We start from the raw sequence: 20,795 nt of genomic DNA on the forward strand, positions 1-20,795 counted from the left end.
ATTCATTATAGCTTTAGTTCTTGATTATTCACAAGTACTTTCATCGGCTTTAACATGCCAGGATGTTTCGGATGATGTTCATAAATTGCTAAGCAACGATCATTTTTATCAAACACTGTAATAAATGGTGCTGTTATTTCTAATTCATTCTTTAAGAACATACCATTCTTTATTTTCTCTGCTTGCTTTTCATCTACAACCATTTTTGGAAACTTACTTAATGCTTCATCAATTGAAATGAAGATAGACTCTACTGTTCCATTTTGCACGTTTTCTTCAATTTCTTCAAATGATATGCAATCTTCTAATAAAAATTCACCAGATGCCGTTCTTACAAGGTGAGACATATGTGATGGGAAACCAAGTTTCTCCCCGATCATTACAGCTAATGTTCTTACATATGTTCCTTTACTACACGTTACACGGAAACGGAATGAAATATTTTCACCTTCAAAAACTTCACGATCATCAAGTAATACGAATTCATGAATTGTAATTGTACGAACTGGACGTTCCACCTCTTGTCCTGCTCTTGCATATTCATATAATTTTTTCCCGTTTACTTTTACAGCCGAGAACATTGGTGGCATTTGTTCAATCGTGCCTGTTAATTCCGCAAGGGCTTTCTCTACTTCCATACGAGTAATAGTACGATCTACATTTTTCGTTTCAACAACCTCACCAGAAGCGTCTTCAGTTGTCGTCGAAAACCCTAATGTTACTTCACCTTCATATGTTTTCGTTTCACTTGTTAAAAATTGTGCAATTTTCGTTGCTCGTCCCACACAAATAGGTAATACTCCTGTTACATCTGGATCTAATGTTCCCGTATGACCAATTCTCTTTTCTCGCAATATCTTTCTTAATTTAAATACACAATCATGTGATGTCATGCCTTTTGGCTTATGTAATAATACTACACCTTCCATATATGTTCACCTCATCATAATTCTTTCGTATTAAATATCCAAAACTTATTTTGCATTGAAAAAATGGATAGACAAATGTCTATCCATTATTCTTCACGTTTACCGTCTTTATTAATTTCATGTAAAAGTGTATCAATTCGATGACCATATCCGATAGACTCATCAAACTCAAAGGTAATTTCCGGTGTTTTACGAAGACGAATACGTTGGCCAATTTCTGAACGAATAAAGCCTTTTGCCTTCGCTAAACCTTTTAAAGTATTTTCTTTCTGTTCTTCGTCACCTAAAACAGAAATATATACTTTAGCAATTTGTAAATCACCACTCACTTGTACATCTGTTACTGTAACAAATCCAATACGTGGGTCTTTAATTTTACGACTGATAATATCGCCTAATTCTTTTTTCATTTGCTCGCCCACACGGTTCGCACGTAATTTCATAACTCTTCACCTCATTCAATACCATTCCAAATGTGTTATTGTACGTTCAATTTCAGGAAATGAATCGATGTACTCAAGTACACGATTCATTTCTTTTTCACAGATAACACGATTTGAGGATACGGAAACAATTGCAATTTCTGTACGTTGCCATACATCTTGATGCCCAACTTCAGAAACAGCTACATTATAGCGCTGTTTCACACGAGTTAACACACGTTGTAAAATTGCACGTTTCTCTTTTAAAGAATGCACATCGTAAATCATACACTCGAATGAGAGTGAAGCGATAATCATCGCTTCACTTCTTCCATAATGTACGCTTCAATGATGTCCCCTTCTTTAAGATCATTATATCTCTCAATTGTAATACCACACTCATAGTTTTGTGCAACTTCTTTTACGTCGTCTTTGAAACGTTTTAACGTATCAAGTTGTCCTTCGAAAATTACTACGCCGTCACGGATAATACGTACGCCACTATCACGCGTAATTTTACCGTCTGTTACGTAACAACCTGCGATTGTTCCAACTTTTGTTACTTTAAACGTTTGACGAACTTCTGCTTGACCGATTACTTTTTCTTCGAATTCTGGATCAAGCATACCTTGCATCGCTGCTTCAATCTCTTCGATTACTTTATAAATAATACGGTGTAAACGAATATCAACGTTCTCTAATTCAGCTGTACGCTTCGCGTTCACATCTGGACGTACGTTAAATCCAATTACAATTGCATTAGATGCAGAAGCTAAAATGATATCAGATTCTGTAATCGCACCTACACCAGTGTGAATGATTTTAACTTTTACACCTTCAACATCAATTTTACGAAGTGATGCTGCCATCGCTTCAACAGAACCTTGTACGTCTGCTTTTACGATTAAGTTAATTTCTTTTACATCGCCCTCTTGGATTTGTTGGAATAAATCTTCAAGGCTTAATTTAGATTTCTCACCACGTTGTGCAACTAAAGCTTCTTGTGCACGTGATTCACCAATTTGACGAGCTTTCTTCTCATCAGCGAATGCCATGAAACGATCTCCAGCCTGTGGTACTTCGTTTAAACCAGTAATTTCAACAGGAGTTGATGGACCAGCAACTTTTACACGACGACCAATATCACTTACCATTGCACGAACACGTCCGAATGAAGTTCCAACAACGATTGGATCTCCAACTCGAAGCGTACCGTTTTGAACAAGTAATGTCGCGATAGTTCCTTTACCTTTATCAAGCTGTGCTTCGATTACTGTACCAGTTGCATAGCGGTTTGGATTTGCTTTATATTCTTCTACTTCACTTACAAGAAGGATCATTTCTAGTAAGTTGTCAATGCCTTCGCCTTGAATTGCAGAAATTGGTACGAAAATAGTATCTCCGCCCCAAGCTTCTGGAACTAATTCATATTCTGTTAGTTCTTGCATTACGCGATCAGGGTTTGCAGCTGGTTTATCCATTTTATTCACAGCAACAATAATTGGTACTCCTGCTGCCTTCGCATGGTTAATTGCTTCAACCGTTTGTGGCATAACACCGTCATCCGCTGCAACAACAAGGATTGTAATATCCGTTACTTGTGCACCACGAGCACGCATCGTTGTAAATGCTGCGTGACCAGGTGTATCTAAGAATGTAATCTTCTTATCGTTTACTTCAACTTGATATGCACCGATATGCTGAGTAATTCCACCCGCTTCGCCTGCAGTTACTTTTGAGTTACGAATAGAATCCAGTAATGTTGTTTTACCGTGGTCAACGTGTCCCATGATTGTAACTACAGCTGGACGTTCTTTTAAGTTCTCTTCATCATCTTGCTCATCAATGAATGTTTCAAACTCAGTCTCGCTCACAATTACTTCTTCTTCTACTTCAATACCGTAGTCGTTAGCAATTAACTCAATTGTATCTTTATCCAAGTCTTGGTTAATTGTTGCCATAATTCCAAGCATGAAGAGCTTCTTAATAATTTCAGATGGCTCTTTGCTTAATTTTTTAGCAAGATCTCCTACTGTAAGGCTTCCAGAGAAAGTAATTTTATCTGGTGTTTCTACAATTTGAGTTTGTTGTCTACCAGCAAAGTTCTCTTGACGTTTGTCTTCGTTCCCTTTGCCTTTTTTCTTTTTCTTATTGCTGTTCTTTTTACTGCGAACAACTTTTTCTTCTACTTCAAACTCATCTGCAACAGAAGGTTTTTCAGTTTGATATTCATTATCTAATTTATTTACTACTTCATCGTCTAACATTGTCATATGATTCGAAACCTCGATATTCATTTCTTTTAGTTTTGTCATAAGATCTTTACTTGAGATATTATGTTTTTTTGCATATTCATGCACTCGAATTTTACTCATACCTTCACCCCCGGTAATTTGTATCGAGCATGCTACGCAGCTTTTTCGCAAAGCCTTCATCTAACACAGCTACAACGACTCGCTCATCTCTCCCAATCGCATGCCCTAATTGTTGTCGATTTTCGACCTTTCTCATTGGTACGTTGTAGTACGTAGTTTTATCTGTGATGCGTTTTGTAGTATTTACTGACGCATCTTCAGATAGCAATACAAGTTTTGCTTTGCCACTTCGTACTTCTTTTAAAACGAGTTCTTCACCCGAAATAATTTTCCGAGCCCGGTTTGCTAGTCCTAAAAACGATTTCCAATCGGACACTTATTTCGACTCCTTCTCAACAAGCTCAAGAAGCTCTTCATATAAAGAACCGTCGATTTTCGCTTTTAGATGATGTTCCAAAACATTTTTCTTTTGAGCTTGAAGAATGCTCTCCTTGTCCTTCGACAAGTAAGCACCTCGTCCTGATTTTTTCCCAGTTAAATCAATGGACACTTCTCCCTCTTTGGAACGAACAATGCGAACGAGCTCTCGTTTTGATTTCATTTCTTGCGTTGCAACACATTTTCGTAACGGAACTTTTCGATTGCTCATACTCATCACCTCTATTCGATTTCGTCTTCCACTGAATCGAATCCAAATGCGATTACGCTATCTTCTTCTGTTACAATACCAAGTTGTTTCGCATCAGACTCACTCTTAATGTCAATTTTCCAGCCTGTTAATTTAGCTGCAAGACGTGCATTTTGTCCACGCTTACCGATAGCTAATGATAGCTGGTGGTCTGGAACAACTACTGTTGTCGCTTTTTCTTCTTCATCTACAAGTACTTTAACAACTTGTGATGGGCTTAATGCATTTGCAACATATTCAACTGGATCATTTGACCAGCGAACGATGTCAATTTTTTCACCTTTTAATTCGTCTACAATGCGTTGTACACGTTGCCCTTTTGGTCCTACACAAGAACCAACTGGATCAACATCAGTGTTCTCTGCATATACAGAGATCTTAGAGCGATCGCCAGCTTCACGTGCTACAGAACGAATTTCTACAGTTCCATCATAGATTTCAGGAACTTCCATTTCGAATAAACGTTTTAAAAGACCAGGATGTGTACGTGATACGTAAATTTGTGGTCCTTTTGTCGTTTTTTCTACTTTCGTAATGAATACGCGAATACGATCATGTGGTTTGTATTGCTCATTAGGCATTTGCTCACTTACAGGTAATAAAGCTTCTACTTTTCCTAAGCTTACATAGATGAAACGAGCATCTTGACGTTGTACAATACCTACCATAATATCTTCTTCACGGTCACTAAACTCAGAGTAAATAACACCGCGCTCTGCTTCACGCACTCGTTGTGTTACAACTTGTTTTGCAGTTTGTGCTGCAATACGACCAAAGTCTTTTGGTGTTACTTCAATTTCTAGTACGTCACCATCTTGATAGTTTGGATTAATTTGTCTTGCTTCCTCTACAGAAATTTCAAGACGTGGATCAAACACATTGTCTACTACGTCTTTACGTGCTAAAACTTGAATTGTTCCCACTTCTGGGTTAAAGCTCACACGAACGTTTTGTGCTTGATTAAAATTGCGCTTATAAGCAGAGATTAAAGCTGCTTCAATCGCATCAATAATAATGTCTTTGCTAATGCCTTTTTCAGATTCTAATACGAGCAAAGCATCTAATAACTCAGTGCTCATGAAGATCCCCCTTCTAACTAAAACGTAACAGCAAGTCGCGCATTTGCGACTTTATCCATCGAAATTTGGATTTCTTTTTTACGTGTTTTAATTGTTAATAATAATGTTATTGTTGTACCATCGTAAGAAAGCAGCTTTCCTTCAAACATCTTTTCACCATCAATCGGCTCATATGTTTTAATTGCCACTTGTTTTCCTACCGCTTGCTGGAAGTCTTTTTCTTTCTTTAATGGGCGTTCCGCTCCAGGAGATGATACATCCAAAAAGTAAAGATGAGGAATTGGGTCCTCTTTATCTAAAGCTTCGCTTAAACGTTCACTTACCGCACCGCATTCTTCAATGTCGACTCCCTTTTCAGAATCGATGAATACGCGTAAGAACCAGTCTTGTCCTTCTTTCACATACTCTACATCTACAAGTTCAAGATTTAACTCTTCAACGATCGGCTGCGCAAATGCTTCTACAACTTCTGTGACTTTCTTATCCATAAACAGCCTCCTTCCTGCCGTCATGTACCATTTAAAAGAAGAAGACCCCGCCAATTTAAAAACGGTCTATCTTATTCTTTCTCGTTAGCTAACAAAAGCCCCTGCTGTTCAGCAGGGATTATCTGTCTTAGTATTACCAAATTTAAGAAGTAAAACTTGTAACAAAATATGTATATACGACAGAAATCTTTTACCTATCTACGTAGATAAAACATAGATAGTAACACGAAAGAGTGGGTTTCCCCACTCTTTTCTTTACACAATATACATGACATGGTTATCTCGGTTAATAGTATATCATAGGAAATGTTGATTTGCAAAGACTTTTCCTACCTACTAGAACAGTGATAACTGGTTTTGATCCGGTAAGTCTCCTAAACAACCTTGGCTATCTAAATACTCAATAATTGTTTTCGAAACCTTACTTCGCTGTTGCAAGTCTTCTTTTGATAAGAAGTCTCCATTTTTACGTGCTTCTACAATACTTAAAGCTGCGTTTGTGCCAAGACCAGGTACTGCATTAAATGGAGGGATTAATGTATCTCCATCAATAATAAATTCTGTTGCATGTGAGCGGTATAAATCCACCTTTTGGAATGAGTATCCACGCTCACACATTTCAAGTGTCATTTCTAGTACCGTTAATAAACTCTTCTCTTTCGGCGCAGCATCGAGTCCCTTTTGAGCAATTTCATCAATTCTTGCACGTATAGATGCTGAACCTTTCGCCATTGCCTCTACATCAAAATCATCTGCACGAACTGTAAAATATGCGGCATAGAATAACAGTGCAAAATGTACTTTAAAGTATGCGATACGTACAGCCATAAGTACGTAAGCAGCCGCATGGGCTTTAGGGAACATGTATTTAATCTTCTTACATGAATCAATATACCAACCTGGTACATTATTATTTTTCATGTCTTCTTCCCATTCTTCCGGTACACCTTTACCTTTACGAACCGACTCCATGATTTTGAAGGCTAATGATGGATCTAGACCTTGATAGATTAAATATACCATGATGTCATCACGACAACCGATAACTTCGCTCAGCGTACATGTACCGTTATAAATTAACTCGTTTGCATTACCAAGCCATACGTCAGTACCATGTGATAGTCCAGAAATTTGGACTAACTCTGAGAATGTCGTCGGTTTTGTCTCTTCTAACATCTGTCTTACGAATTTTGTACCAAACTCTGGTATACCAAGTGTACCTGTTTTACAGTTAATTTGTTCTTCCGTTACCCCTAACGATTCTGGACCAGAGAAAATTTTCATTACTTCTGGATCATCCGTTGGGATTGTTTTCGGATCAATACCACTTAAATCTTGTAACATACGAATAACGGTCGGATCATCGTGTCCTAGTATATCAAGTTTCAATAAATTATCATGAATCGAGTGGAAATCAAAATGCGTTGTTCTCCATTCAGCACCAATTGAATCAGCTGGATACTGTATTGGTGAGAAATCAAAGATATCCATGTAATCTGGCACAACGATAATACCGCCTGGATGCTGTCCTGTTGTACGTTTTACACCGGTACACCCTGCTACTAAGCGATCAATCTCTGCATTTCGAATCGTTAAGTTATGATCATTTGCATAACCTTTTACATATCCGTAAGCAGTTTTTTCCGCAACTGTACCAATCGTTCCTGCACGATATACATAGTCTTCACCGAACAGTACTTTCGTATAGTTATGGGCACGTGGTTGGTATTCCCCGGAGAAGTTCAAATCGATATCGGGTACCTTATCTCCTTTAAATCCAAGGAACGTTTCGAACGGAATGTCATGTCCATCTTTTACATATGGAATATTACAAGCAGGGCATTCTTTATCTGGTAAGTCAAAACCAGAACCTACAGAACCATCATTAAAGAATTCTGATTGCTTACACTTCGGACATACATAGTGTGGTGGTAATGGGTTTACTTCTGTAATTTCCATCATCGTTGCAACAAATGATGACCCTACCGATCCACGCGAACCTACTAGATATCCGTCTACTAACGATTTTTTCACAAGCTTATGTGAAATTAAATAAATTACGGCGAATCCATGCCCAATAATACTTTTTAATTCTTTTTCTAAACGTGCTTCTACAATTTCCGGTAGCTCTTCACCATAAATGCTACGCGCCATTTTATAACTCATATCACGCGTTTCATCATCAGCACCTTCAATTTTCGGTGTATATAGATCGTCTTTTACTGGATGCACATCACCAATTAATGACGCAATCTTTTGTGTATTTGTTACAACAACTTCTTTCGCTTTGTCTTCACCTAAGAATGAAAAACATTCTAACATTTCATCAGTTGTCCGGAAATGTACTGGCGGTAATGAATGTCGATTTAACGGATTGGCTCCGCCCTGCGAACTGACTAAAATTTTACGATACATTGCATCCTCAGGGTCTAAATAATGCACGTTTCCTGTAGCAACAACTGGTTTATCTAACGTCTCACCTAGTTTTACTAAGTTAGAAATAATTGTTTTTAATTGACCTTCGTCTCGAACAAGTTCACGTTCTACTAAATGACGCAACACCTCTGGAGGCATTACTTCAATGTAATCATAGAACTGGGCAATTTCTTCTACCTCTTCAGGTGCCTTTTGCATCATTGCCTCGAACACTTCACCTTTATCACAAGCCGTTCCTACTAAAATTCCTTCACGGTATTTTTTTAATAGTGACCTCGGCACACGTGGTACACGGTAAAAGTAATTAAGGTGAGAATATGAAACAAGTTTATATAAATTTTTCAATCCAACATCTGATGTGGCAAGTAACGTCATATGACTTGGACGGCCACGCTTATACGCATCCCCTTGTCCCATGCTATCATTTAATTGATCGTGATATTCAAATCCCTTTTCAATTACGTCTTTCAACATTTTCACAAGTAAATATCCCGTCGCTTCTGTATCATAAATCGCACGGTGATGTTGTGTTAATTCAATATCAAGTTTTTTACACATCGTATTTAATCGATGATTTTTCATTTCTGGGAATAAGAATCGTGCAAGTTCTAACGTATCAATAACGGGGTTATTCGTTTTTTCTAGTCCAGCCTTTTTAAAACCTACGTTAATAAAGCCCATATCAAAGCTCGCGTTATGGGCAACAAGTGTATGGTCGCCCATCCATTCCTCAAACTTTTTAAACACTTCGTCCACTTCAGGTGCATCAGTTAACATATCATCTGTAATACCTGTCAATTCAATAATCGTCGCTGATAATGGTTGATGTGGATTTGCGAAAGATTCAAAGCGATCAATAATTTCGCCACCCTTTACTTTTACGGCAGCCAACTCAATGACTGTATCGTATACAGCTGATAAACCTGTCGTCTCAACGTCGAAAACAACATACGTTTCCTCTGCAAGTAAACGATGCGCTTCGTTATACGCTATCGGTACACCATCATTAACTAGATTTGCTTCTACACCATATATAACTTTAACTCCAGCCTTCTTCCCCGCAGAATACGCCTCTGGGAAAGACTGAGCCACGGCATGGTCTGTAACCGCAATAGCCTCATGTCCCCATTTACCAGCTTGAGCAACAAGCTTAGAAACTGGAGTGACAGCGTCCATTTGACTCATCGGAGTATGGAGATGCAGCTCTACTCGTTTTTCGCCTTCTGGTGCTTTATCTTTACGAGACGGTCCTGTTATTTCATTAATATCATTTGCAATCATTACTAAATCTCGAACGAATGTATCGTTTTGAACAGAACCACGCGCTTTCACCCACATTCCTTTTTTCAAGGATTGCAGCATTGGAATATCTTCTTTGTCACGCGAGAACATTTTGATCATAATAGAATCCGTATAATCCGTTATTTTTAAAGTTAATAACGTACGTCCACTACGAAGCTCTTTTGTTTCTACATGGAAGACATATCCTTGAACCGTTTTTCTTCTTTCTTCATCTTGAATTTCTCGCATCGGTGTAATCTCTTCATCTGGCTTAATAAGATACCCGAGTGTAATCGGTCCTTCATACACAACGCTGCTTTCTTCAGCTTGCTTCTTCGCCATTTCTTCCATAGCTTGTATAACACGCTCGCGGTCTTCTTGCTGCGTTTGTTCACGAAATTTTTGCATTTCTTCTGTATTTTGCTGTATATGTGTGTCTAACTGAAAACGCGGGAATCCAAAAACTTCGTATTGATCCCCTACTGGTTTCGCAACGTTTTTCTTTAAAGCAGTAGACTCCAGCTCGTTATTCACATTTATTAGCAACTTCACTCCATTCACCTGCGGAAGCTGCTTCTTTAAGTATGCGAACATAGGTGAAAATGTAATTCGTTCCGTACAAAGCGGCCAATACGCCCTCACTTCTTCTTCTGTAAATTGTTTATTCTCTGTTTCTAATGCAAATGTTGTTCTTGCAATATGAGAAAATGATTGCTTAAGCTTTGTTTCTAGCAATTCATATAATTCTGTAGGCAAAATACGTGGCACTTGTAAATCAAAATGCCAACTTTTATTCGCTTTATCAATAACGAGCCTTTCAATACCACCGCCTTGTAAATATTGATTTATAAGGTCGTCTGGTATTTGCAACTGCTGGAGCAAAATTTGAAATCGCTCTTGTTGTTCATTTGTTAAAGACATAAGCACTCTCCTTCCATTTGCTATTATAAATTGAAACGTACCACAAAGAAAGATTTCTCACCTCTTCTTTTACAAAATACGTTTACAAAGAAAGAGAAGGTACCCCATTACGAGGTACCTCTTCTTATTTTAAAATATTTGCAATATATGTTTGAAGTTCTTCTACGTTTACTTCTTCAGACTCACCTGTAGCACGTACTTTCACTTCTACAATACCTTCGTCTGCTTTTTTACCAACTGTAACACGAACTGGAAGACCGAATAAATCTGCATCTGCAAATTTAACACCTGCACGTTCTGCACGATCGTCTAATAACACTTCATAGCCTTGTTCTTGTAATGAGTTGTAGATATTTTCACCCATTTCACGTTGTGCATCCGATTTCATATTTACTGGAATTACATGCACATGGAACGGTGCTACAGCTTTTGGCCAAACTAAGCCGTTCTCATCGTTAAACTGCTCTGCAATTGCTGCCACTGTACGAGATACACCGATACCGTAACAACCCATAATAAGTGGTTGTGTTTTTCCGTTTTCATCTAGGAATGTTGCGTTCATTGCTTCACTATAACGAGTTCCTAATTTGAATACATGACCAACTTCAATTCCGCGTGCAAAAAGAATTGTTCCGTTTCCATCTGGAGATTGGTCTCCTTCTTGGATGAAGCGTAAATCTGTATATTGACTTACTTTAAAGTCACGTTCTGGATTTACATTTACATAATGGAATCCTTCTTCATTCGCTCCTGAACATCCGTTAACAATTGATGCTACAGCATGATCAGCAATAATTTCGATATCACCTGTTACATTAATCGGTCCTAATGAACCAACTTCACAATTTAATAATGCTTTTACTTCTTCATGAGAAGCAAGCTCAACAACTGAAGCGCCGTATACATTTTTCACTTTCACATCGTTTACTTCGTGATCACCACGAACAAGTACCACTACTAATTTCTCATCTACTTTAAACACCATAGACTTAATGCACTTGTCAGCTGCAATGTTTAAGAATGCAGATACTTCTTCAATTGCTTTTTGGTCTGGTGTTGCTACTTTTTCAAGTGCTTTTTCTGCTTCGTCACTCTTCGTATACGTAGCTACAACAGGAGCCATTTCGATGTTTGCTGCATAATCAGATGTGTCAGAGTATGCAATTGTATCTTCACCAACATCAGATAATACCATAAATTCATGTGTATCTTTTCCGCCCATTGCTCCAGAATCAGCAATAACTGCACGGAAATTCAAGCCACAGCGAGCAAAAATGTTAGAGTATGCTTTATATAAACGATCGTATACTTCATCTAAGCTCTCTTGTGTAGCATGGAAAGAGTATGCATCTTTCATTAGAAACTCTCTTCCACGTAATAAGCCGAAACGAGGTCTTTGCTCATCACGGAATTTTGTTTGAATTTGGTATAATGTTAACGGTAATTTTTTATATGATTTCACTTCATCACGCACAAGATCCGTAATTACTTCCTCATGTGTCGCTCCTAATGCGAATTCACGAGCATTACGATCTTTCATACGCATTAATTCAGATCCGTAAGAATACCAACGACCTGATTCTTGCCACAATTCCGCAGCTTGCATAGCTGGCATTAATAATTCTACAGCTCCTGCGCGCTCCATTTCTTCTCGAACGATACGTTCTACTTTGTGTAATACTTTTAATCCAAATGGTAGAAAGCTATAAATACCAGAAGCATTTTGACGCATAAAACCTGCACGAAGTAATAGCTGATGACTCTTAATTTCAGCATCAGCTGGAACTTCACGTAATGTAGGACTGAATACCATACTTTGTTTCATTTATTTGCACCTCTTCATTTTACTCTTACACGCAGTAAAACCCCTCACCTCGAGTTAGGTGAGGGATTTTATTCTACGAGCACTATTTCATTATAAGTTTCACTTTATTTTACAAGAAAAACTTACGAATGTCATTCCAAGTTACAACTAACATAAGTAACATTAATAATGCAAAACCAATAAAGTGAACCATTCCTTCTTTTTGGCGATCAATTGGTTTCCCTCGTAACGCTTCAATTAAGAAGAAGAATAAACGGCCACCATCTAAAGCAGGAACTGGTAATAAATTAAATAAACCAAGATTAATGCTTAGAACTGCAGCTAAACTTAGTACACGCGTAAACCCATAATCTACAACTTGATCTGTTAGATTATAAATTCCTACTGGACCTGATAACTCATTAATAGAAAATTGACCAGTTACTAATTTAACAAGAGATTCAAAAATTAGTTTCGTCCATTGGTACGTTTGTTCAAATCCTGATTTAATAGAACCCATTACTGTTTTCTCTACAGGAGAATACACACCGATTCTACCAACTTCGTCTTTTCCTTCTTTATCGAGTGTTGGCGTTACTTTCACATTAAACTGTTCATTATCACGCTTTACTTGTAACGTAATTTCTTTATTTGGGTTTTCACGTACAATAGTAACAACATCTTTCCATGTACTTGTGTTTTTCCCATCAATAGCTTGAATTGTATCATTCTCTTTCAATCCAGCTTGCTGTGCTGCACTGTTATCCATCACTTTTCCGACCATTGGTTTGTCAATAGGAACCCCTTGTACAAATCCAAGAATCACAAAAATAACAAATGCTAAAATGAAGTTCATTGCAGGACCCGCAAAGATTGTTAAAGCGCGTTGCCCTAGTTTTTTCGAGCCAAATTGTCTATTATACGGAGCAATTTGAATTTCTTCCCCCGCAGTAATAATACGAGCCTTTTCATTCACTCGGAATGTTTGAAGCTCTTCCTCGTACTCTTCATAGCCCGAAATTGTTAAATTATGCTCCAAATCAGCTTGTTCGACTTCAATAACACGAACATTTGGATACTTTTCATATCCATCAAAAACTAATTTCACAACTTCGTCTTTTTCATTTAATACAAGGCCAACCTTTTTCCCAGGCTTTAACTCAACTGTGTCCGCATCCTCGCCGGCCATTCTTACATAGCCACCAAGGGGCAGTAATCGAATCGTATACACCGTTTCATTCTTTTCAAATGAGAATATTTTCGGACCAAAACCAATCGCAAACTCGCGGCATAAAATACCTGCTCTTTTTGCGAAATATAGATGCCCTAGCTCATGGAAAAATACGAGTGCACCGAAAATTAATATAAAGGCAATCGCTGTATTCAATTCCATAACCACCTTTGCTAAATTTGTTCCATCACAAACCGTCTTGTGGCCGCATCAATTTCCAAAATTTCCTCTAAGCTCGGTCGTGCAATGACATTGTGATGGTTCATTGCTTTTTCAATGAGGTCTTCCACTGTTAAGAAACCAATTCTCTTTTGTAAAAAGGCTTCAACAGCTACTTCATTCGCTGCGTTCATTACAGCTGGCATACTTCCACCTGCTTTTCCAGCTTCATACGCAAAACGTAAACAACGGAATCGTTCTTGGTCCATTTTCTCAAAATGCAACGTCCCTATTTCCCATAAGTTTAACTGTTTTGTGTCTGAAAGAGGCAATCTATCAGGATATGTAAGTGCGTATTGAATTGGTACTCGCATATCAGGTGAACCAAGCTGCGCCATTACACTACGATCTTCAAATTCAACCATAGAATGGATAATACTTTCTTTATGTAAAACAACATCGATTTGCTCATAAGGGATACCAAAAAGCCAATGTGCTTCAATTACTTCTAGTCCCTTATTCATCATTGTAGCAGAATCAATTGTAATTTTCGAACCCATTGACCAGTTTGGATGTCGAAGCGCATCTTCTACGGTCACATGATGCAATTCATCCCTCGTTTTATCACGGAAACTTCCACCAGAAGCCGTTATAATAAGACGAGAAATTCTTTTTTCATTTTCACCATTCAAGCACTGAAAAATAGCCGAATGTTCACTATCTACTGGAAGTAACGAAACATTATGTTTTCGTGCTGCTTCCATTACAAGATGTCCTGCAGTTACTAACGTTTCTTTATTTGCAATTCCAATTGTTTTTTTCGCCTCAATTGCACGAAGTGTTGGTAACAACCCTACGCTACCTACAACAGCATTTACTACAATCTCCGCATCTGGATGTAATGCTACTTCTAAAAGTCCTTCACTACCATATACAATTTTTGTATTACCAGAAACAGATTGTAATTTTAAAACATCTTCCTCTCTTTGCACAGAGACGATTTGCGGAGAAAATTCTTGAATTACCTTTACTGCGTAGTCAATATTTTTCCCTACAGAAAAAGCAACGAGACGGAATTGGTCTGGGTGCGAGCGTAATACATCTAAAGTTTGTGTACCAATTGATCCGCTTGCACCTAATAAACTAATGTTTTTCATGACTCCAACCCCTCGTTCATTTATTAATTGTATTGTAATAAGAAGTAGAGAATTGGTAAAACGAATAACCAACTATCTGTTCGGTCTAATATACCACCATGCCCAGGTAAAATTGTACCTGAATCTTTTACGCCATAATGACGTTTAAAAGCAGATTGTACTAAATCACCAATTTGTCCAAAAATAGAAATGATAATTGTCAGCACAATTAAAATTACTACATTCGATTCGACTGGGAAGAACACGTTGTAAACAAGTGCCACAATAATTCCACAAACGATGCCGCCTAATGAACCTTCAATCGTTTTATTTGGACTAATTTCTGGCCACAATTTTCTCTTGCCCAATGCTTTTCCTACGAAATATGCGCCTGAATCAGTAGCCCATATAACAAATAATGCGCAAAATACATATTTAATTCCTAATATTCTCGTTTCATTTAAATATAAGAATCCCATTGCCACATATGTCGTTGCCATCAGTAAAAATGAAGCATTATCAAAAGTAAATGTATTCTTAGAAAGGACTGTATATGATAAAAGTAATAAAACAATCACAAATGTGATTTCCAATTTACCTAATCCAATCCATGTAAACAGTTTTGATGCACTACTTGGAATTAAAAGAATCCACAATAATACTGCAGCTAAAACTGTCGGTACTGAAATAAGCGTAAGCTTATTCATACGAATTAATTCATATAAACCTATAGAAGCAAGTGCATACACTAAAACCGTAAAAGGCACGCCACCGTATATTACGATGGGAATGAATAGCGCGGCAGCAACCACTCCAGTAATAATTCTCTGTTTCACTACCAAACCCTCTCTTTCTACACGCCTCCGAATCTGCGCCCTCTATGTTGAAAGTCAGTAATCGCATTTAGCAAATGTTCTTCTTTGAAGTCTGGCCAATACACGTCTGTAAACCAAAACTCCGAATATGCAATTTGCCATAACATGAAATTACTAATACGTAGCTCTCCGCTTGTTCGGATTAACAACTCTGGATCAGGTAAAGAACTCGTCATTAAGTAGGAGGAAAGCATTTCTTCACTTACCTCTTCAGAACGAATTTTTCCTTCCTCATTATCTTTCATCATATGTTGCACAGCAGAAACGATTTCATCTCGACTTCCATAGTTTAACGCGAAATTAAGAATTAATCCCGTATTCTCTTTCGTATCTTCCATGGCTTTCTCCATCGCTCTGCGTGTATGCGTAGGAAGACGATCTTTTTGCCCTATTACTCGGACTTGTACGTTTTCTTCAATCAATTCTGGTAAAAATGTACCTAGAAATTCTTCTGGAAGCTTCATTAAATAATCAACTTCCTTTTTCGGTCTTTTCCAGTTCTCAGTTGAAAAAGCATAGAGAGTTAACACTTTCACATTAAGTTTACTTGCAAATTTTGTAATTTTCTTTACAACTTGCATACCTTCATGATGTCCCGCAATACGAGGCATTGCTCTCCTCTTTGCCCATCTTCCATTCCCATCCATAATGATGGCGATATGTTCTGGGATATATCCTTTTTTCACTTCTTCAACGAGATGATCAAACGATGTGTCCTTTTTACCTTTAAAAAAAGGAAAGTTTTTAAACATCATTCATACCCTCCAGCAAGCAGACGTATGCCTAAAAGTGTAAAAAGACCCCCTTAAGAAGAGGGTCATATTTGCGAAGTTATCGCTATTACACTTCCATGATTTCTTTTTCTTTGTTTTTTGCGATTTCGTCAACTTTTGCAATATATTTATCTGTTTCTTTTTGGATATCTTCAGTATATCCTCTTAAATCATCTTCTGTAATCTCGCCAGCTTTTTCAAGCTTCTTAAGATCATCATTTCCGTCACGACGTACGTTACGAACAGCAACTTTTGCTTCTTCAGCATATTTTTTCACAACTTTTACAAGATCACGACGACGCTCTTCTGTTAGTGCAGGAAATGCAATACGAATTACAGTTCCATCATTAGAAGGGTTTAAGCCTAAATCTGCTTTTAAAATTGCTTTTTCAATATCACCGATAGAAGTTTTATCATAAGGTTGAATTACTAGTAAACGCGCTTCTGGAACTGTAATGTTCGCTAATTGCACAACTGGTGTTGGTGCACCGTAGTAATCAACTTGTACCTTATCTAATACAGACGCGTTTGCACGGCCAGCACGAACTGTTGCTAATTCACGAGAATAAGCAGCAACTGCTTTTTCCATTTTTTCATTTGAAGACTTCAATACTTGTTGTCCCATATTTATTTCCCCCTTACCACTGTTCCGATATTTTCGCCTAAAACGGCACGTTTAATATTACCTTTTTCCATAACTGAGAATACAATTAATGGAATATCATTATCCATACATAGAGAAGAAGCTGTAGAATCCATTACACCTAAACCTTCTTTTAATACATCTAAGTAAGTAAGCGTTTCGTATTTTGTAGCTGTTGGATCAATAGATGGATCCGCATTATATACACCATCTACATTGTTTTTCGCCATTAAAATTACATCTGCTTCAATTTCTGCCGCACGTAATGCTGCTGTTGTATCTGTAGAGAAGTATGGGTTACCTGTACCTGCTGCAAAGATAACAACACGTTTTTTCTCTAAGTGACGAACTGCTTTACGACGAATGTAAGGTTCTGCAACTTGACGCATCTCAATTGAAGTTTGTACACGAGTTTGAATTCCGATATTCTCCAAGCTATCTTGAAGAGCTAATGAATTCATAACTGTCGCTAACATGCCCATGTAATCTGCCCCTGCACGATCCATGCCCATTTCACTTCCAATTTTTCCACGCCAAATGTTACCGCCACCAACAACAACAGCAACCTCTACATCAAGTTCTGCAATTTCTTTTACTTGTTCCGCAACTGACTTAATAACAGTTGGGTTAATTCCAAATCCTTGCTCTCCAGCTAAAGCTTCTCCACTTAGCTTTAAAACGACACGATTATATTTCGGTTTACTCATAATGAACCTCCAATTGCTTACATCTTTATTTTAAAAAAGGGAACACAATGTGTTCCCTAATCTGTATTAGTTACTACCTTTTACTTGGTTCATTACTTCTTCAGCAAAGTTGTCTTCGCGTTTTTCGATACCTTCACCAACAGCGTAGCGAACGAATCCTTTTAATGTTCCGCCTTTAGACTCAACGAATTGACGAACTTTCATATCAGGGTTTTTAACGAATGCTTGGTCAAGTAAGCAAATCTCTTCGAAGAATTTGCCTAGACGGCCTTCAACCATTTTCGCAACGATTTTCTCAGGCTTGCCTTCGTTTAATGCTTGTTGTGTTAATACTTGACGCTCATGCTCAACTTCTTCAGCTGTTACAGCATCGCGGTCGATGTATTTAGGGTTAACTGCAGCGATGTGCATTGCAACATCTTTAGCAGCAGCTTCATCAGTAGAACCTTCAAGAACTGTTAATACACCAATGCGTCCACCCATGTGTAGGTAAGCGCCGAATGCATCTGCATCAGTTTTTGATACGATTTCGAAACGACGAAGTGTAAGTTTTTCACCAATTTTAGCGATTGCTTCGTTGATGTGCTCTTCAACTTTTTTACCGTTTTCCATTGTTTGAGCCATAGCTTCTTCAACGTTAGCTGGTTTGTTAGTTAATAAGTGAGCAGCTAATTCTTTAATTAGTGTTTGGAAACCTTCGTTTTTCGCAACGAAATCAGTTTCAGAGTTTAATTCTAAGATTAAAGCGTCGTTACCGTTTGTTTCGATGAAAGTTAAACCTTCAGCAGCAATGCGGTCTGCTTTTTTAGCAGCTTTCGCAATACCTTTTTCACGTAAGAAGTCAATTGCCTTCTCCATGTCGCCGTTAGTTTCTGTTAAAGCTTTTTTGCAGTCCATCATACCTGCGCCAGTTTTTTCACGTAATTCTTTTACCATTTGAGCAGTGATTGCCATACTTTTCATCCTCCTAAAATATGTATTTATACCTTTTATAAAGGTGTTTATACCTTAAAAAAGGTGATAAAAGGCCGAACCCCTTATCACCTTTCCAACTTTGTTACGCAGTAACAGTTTCTTCACCTTGTTTTGCTTCAAGGATCGCGTCTGCCATTTTAGATGTAAGAAGTTTTACAGCACGAATTGCATCATCGTTTGCTGGGATAACGTGATCGATTTCGTCTGGATCACAGTTTGTATCAACGATACCGATGATTGGAATGTGTAATTTGCGTGCTTCAGCAACTGCAATACGCTCTTTACGAGGGTCTACTACGAATAATGCACTTGGAAGACCTTTCATATCTTTAATACCGCCTAAGAATTTCTCAAGACGCTCTAACTCTTTTTTAAGTTGAACAACTTCTTTCTTAGGAAGTACTTCGAAAGTACCATCTTCTTGCATTCTTTCGATGTCTTTAAGACGCTTGATACGCTTTTGGATTGTTTGGAAGTTTGTTAAAGTTCCACCTAACCAACGTTGGTTAACGAAGTACATACCAGCACGAGTTGCTTCTTCTTTAATAGCTTCTTGTGCTTGTTTTTTAGTACCTACGAATAAGATGTCTCCGCCTTCAGCAGCGATGTCGCGCATCGTTCTGTAAGCTTCCTCAACTTTTTTCACAGTTTTTTGTAAGTCGATGATGTAGATACCGTTACGCTCTGTGAAAATGTAACGCTTCATTTTTGGGTTCCAACGACGAGTTTGATGTCCGAAATGAACACCAGCTTCAAGCAATTGCTTCATAGAAATTACTGACATAATATAGTTCCTCCTAAATGGTTTTTGATATCCTCCGTTTACTTCATCTCTAAGCGAAACTACAAACGTAGCACCAACACTTAAATCAGTAAACGTGTGTACTTTGTACTGACACCACTGCTTACTATATCATACTGAAATATTACAATCAAGTCGAAAATGCGAACAATGTAAAACTTTCTTTGTTCATACTCGAATTCTAGTATTACCAACCTTCTTTTCTTTTAAGCAAAAAAGTAAATACAATTAATAGTTTTCCCAGAAAAAACGCTTATGACACTTTTCACAAGCATCTTCTATCCATTGCACAAAAAAACTCTCCTCAATTGAGGAGAGTTTTTTATAAATTAGTTTGTTTTTAATTTAGCAAGTTCTTGTAGAAACTTGTCGTTTAGCACTTTAATGTATGTTCCTTTCATACCTAAAGAGCGAGACTCAATAACACCAGCACTTTCTAATTTACGTAGTGCATTTACGATTACAGAGCGAGTAATTCCTACGCGATCAGCAATTTTACTTGCAACAAGTAAACCTTCTGTTCCATTTAATTCTTCGAAGATATGCTCAATTGCTTCTAACTCACTGTAAGATAATGAGCTGATTGCCATTTGAACAACAGCTTTACTACGCGCTTCCTCTTCGATTTCTTCTGCTTTTTCACGTAAGATTTCCATACCTACAACAGTTGAGCTGTACTCAGCAAGGATTAAATCATCATCTAAGAACTCTTGACCAAGACGAGCTAATACTAATGTACCTAGACGCTCACCGCCACCAACGATTGGTACGATTGTAGTTAAACCTTGACCGAATAATTCTCTGTTTTCTACTGGGAATGCTGTGTAAGCACTGTTCACATCTAAGTTTGAAGATGTTTCTGTAATGTTGAATAAGCTTTGTGTATATTCTTCTGGGAATTGACGTTCTGCAAGCATTTGCTTCATGCGTTCGTTTTCGATTTGTTGGTGAATTGCATAACCTAGTAATTTACCACGACGGCTAACTACGAATACGTTTGCTTCGATTACTTCACACATTGTGTCAGACATTTCTCTAAAGTTTACAGGCTTCCCTGCTGCGCTCTGTAATAACGCATTTAATTTTCTCGTTTTTGCTAATAATTCCATTTCAAAAGTTCCTCCTACATGT

19 protein-coding genes are annotated in these 20,795 nt (G+C 37.7%); all 19 read right to left on the reverse strand.

Annotation, left to right across the window (positions count from 1 at the left end; all coding sequences use genetic code 11):
- Nucleotides 1–5: 5 nt before the first annotated feature.
- The 19 genes from truB to codY all read right to left on the reverse strand — a co-directional run bounded on the left by truB (nucleotide 6) and on the right by codY (nucleotide 20,773).
- On the reverse strand, nucleotides 6–929 hold the full coding sequence (gene truB / locus MR168_RS00480) for a tRNA pseudouridine(55) synthase TruB (RefSeq protein WP_000399350.1): 924 nt from the start codon (nucleotides 927–929) through the stop codon (nucleotides 6–8).
- Nucleotides 930–1,015: 86 nt separating this feature from the next.
- Nucleotides 1,016–1,372, reverse strand: coding sequence for a 30S ribosome-binding factor RbfA (rbfA, locus tag MR168_RS00485; RefSeq protein WP_000776437.1), 357 nt, complete (start codon nucleotides 1,370–1,372; stop codon nucleotides 1,016–1,018).
- 15 nt (nucleotides 1,373–1,387) lie between these two features.
- Nucleotides 1,388–1,669, reverse strand: coding sequence for a DUF503 domain-containing protein (locus tag MR168_RS00490; protein ID WP_000582363.1), 282 nt, complete (start codon nucleotides 1,667–1,669; stop codon nucleotides 1,388–1,390).
- Complete coding sequence (gene infB / locus MR168_RS00495) at nucleotides 1,666–3,726, reverse strand: translation initiation factor IF-2 (RefSeq protein WP_000036343.1); 2,061 nt, start codon at nucleotides 3,724–3,726, stop codon at nucleotides 1,666–1,668. Before infB ends, MR168_RS00490 begins: the two co-directional genes overlap by 4 nt.
- 4 nt (nucleotides 3,727–3,730) lie before the next feature.
- Complete coding sequence (locus tag MR168_RS00500; protein ID WP_001286523.1) at nucleotides 3,731–4,042, reverse strand: YlxQ family RNA-binding protein; 312 nt, start codon at nucleotides 4,040–4,042, stop codon at nucleotides 3,731–3,733.
- Complete coding sequence (rnpM, locus tag MR168_RS00505; protein WP_000071127.1) at nucleotides 4,043–4,315, reverse strand: RNase P modulator RnpM; 273 nt, start codon at nucleotides 4,313–4,315, stop codon at nucleotides 4,043–4,045.
- Nucleotides 4,316–4,326: 11 nt separating this feature from the next.
- The gene (nusA, locus tag MR168_RS00510; protein WP_000102604.1) at nucleotides 4,327–5,433 is read right to left on the reverse strand and encodes a transcription termination factor NusA; all 1,107 of its coding nucleotides are present in this window, start codon (nucleotides 5,431–5,433) and stop codon (nucleotides 4,327–4,329) included.
- Nucleotides 5,434–5,450: 17 nt separating this feature from the next.
- Complete coding sequence (gene rimP / locus MR168_RS00515) at nucleotides 5,451–5,921, reverse strand: ribosome maturation factor RimP (protein ID WP_000359096.1); 471 nt, start codon at nucleotides 5,919–5,921, stop codon at nucleotides 5,451–5,453.
- Nucleotides 5,922–6,257: 336 nt separating this feature from the next.
- Nucleotides 6,258–10,559 carry a PolC-type DNA polymerase III gene (locus MR168_RS00520; RefSeq protein ID WP_000060005.1) on the reverse strand — a complete coding sequence of 1,434 codons (4,302 nt, stop codon included), beginning with the start codon at nucleotides 10,557–10,559 and terminating at the stop codon, nucleotides 6,258–6,260.
- A gap of 124 nt (nucleotides 10,560–10,683) precedes the next feature.
- On the reverse strand, nucleotides 10,684–12,384 hold the full coding sequence (locus MR168_RS00525) for a proline--tRNA ligase (protein WP_000814300.1): 1,701 nt from the start codon (nucleotides 12,382–12,384) through the stop codon (nucleotides 10,684–10,686).
- Between the two features lie 109 nt (nucleotides 12,385–12,493).
- On the reverse strand, nucleotides 12,494–13,750 hold the full coding sequence (gene rseP / locus MR168_RS00530) for an RIP metalloprotease RseP (protein ID WP_001090243.1): 1,257 nt from the start codon (nucleotides 13,748–13,750) through the stop codon (nucleotides 12,494–12,496).
- Nucleotides 13,751–13,767: 17 nt separating this feature from the next.
- Entirely contained in the window at nucleotides 13,768–14,910 is a 1,143-nt protein-coding gene (dxr, locus tag MR168_RS00535; protein WP_000790373.1) for a 1-deoxy-D-xylulose-5-phosphate reductoisomerase, read from the reverse strand.
- Nucleotides 14,911–14,933: 23 nt separating this feature from the next.
- Complete coding sequence (gene cdsA, locus MR168_RS00540) at nucleotides 14,934–15,725, reverse strand: phosphatidate cytidylyltransferase (RefSeq protein ID WP_000813594.1); 792 nt, start codon at nucleotides 15,723–15,725, stop codon at nucleotides 14,934–14,936.
- Between the two features lie 17 nt (nucleotides 15,726–15,742).
- Nucleotides 15,743–16,519, reverse strand: a complete 777-nt coding sequence (uppS, locus tag MR168_RS00545; RefSeq protein WP_000971296.1) for an isoprenyl transferase — start codon at nucleotides 16,517–16,519, stop codon at nucleotides 15,743–15,745.
- A gap of 85 nt (nucleotides 16,520–16,604) precedes the next feature.
- Nucleotides 16,605–17,162, reverse strand: coding sequence for a ribosome recycling factor (gene frr / locus MR168_RS00550; protein WP_000531501.1), 558 nt, complete (start codon nucleotides 17,160–17,162; stop codon nucleotides 16,605–16,607).
- A 2-nt stretch (nucleotides 17,163–17,164) separates the two neighbouring features.
- Complete coding sequence (gene pyrH, locus MR168_RS00555) at nucleotides 17,165–17,887, reverse strand: UMP kinase (RefSeq protein WP_000042668.1); 723 nt, start codon at nucleotides 17,885–17,887, stop codon at nucleotides 17,165–17,167.
- A 66-nt stretch (nucleotides 17,888–17,953) separates the two neighbouring features.
- On the reverse strand, nucleotides 17,954–18,841 hold the full coding sequence (tsf, locus tag MR168_RS00560) for a translation elongation factor Ts (protein ID WP_001018578.1): 888 nt from the start codon (nucleotides 18,839–18,841) through the stop codon (nucleotides 17,954–17,956).
- A gap of 103 nt (nucleotides 18,842–18,944) precedes the next feature.
- Nucleotides 18,945–19,646, reverse strand: coding sequence for a 30S ribosomal protein S2 (rpsB, locus tag MR168_RS00565; RefSeq protein WP_000111485.1), 702 nt, complete (start codon nucleotides 19,644–19,646; stop codon nucleotides 18,945–18,947).
- Between the two features lie 347 nt (nucleotides 19,647–19,993).
- Nucleotides 19,994–20,773, reverse strand: a complete 780-nt coding sequence (gene codY / locus MR168_RS00570) for a GTP-sensing pleiotropic transcriptional regulator CodY (RefSeq protein WP_000421290.1) — start codon at nucleotides 20,771–20,773, stop codon at nucleotides 19,994–19,996.
- Nucleotides 20,774–20,795 lie beyond the last annotated feature (22 nt).

This window comes from Bacillus cereus group sp. BfR-BA-01356, from assembly GCF_022663635.1.
Lineage (GTDB): Bacteria > Bacillota > Bacilli > Bacillales > Bacillaceae_G > Bacillus_A > Bacillus_A cereus.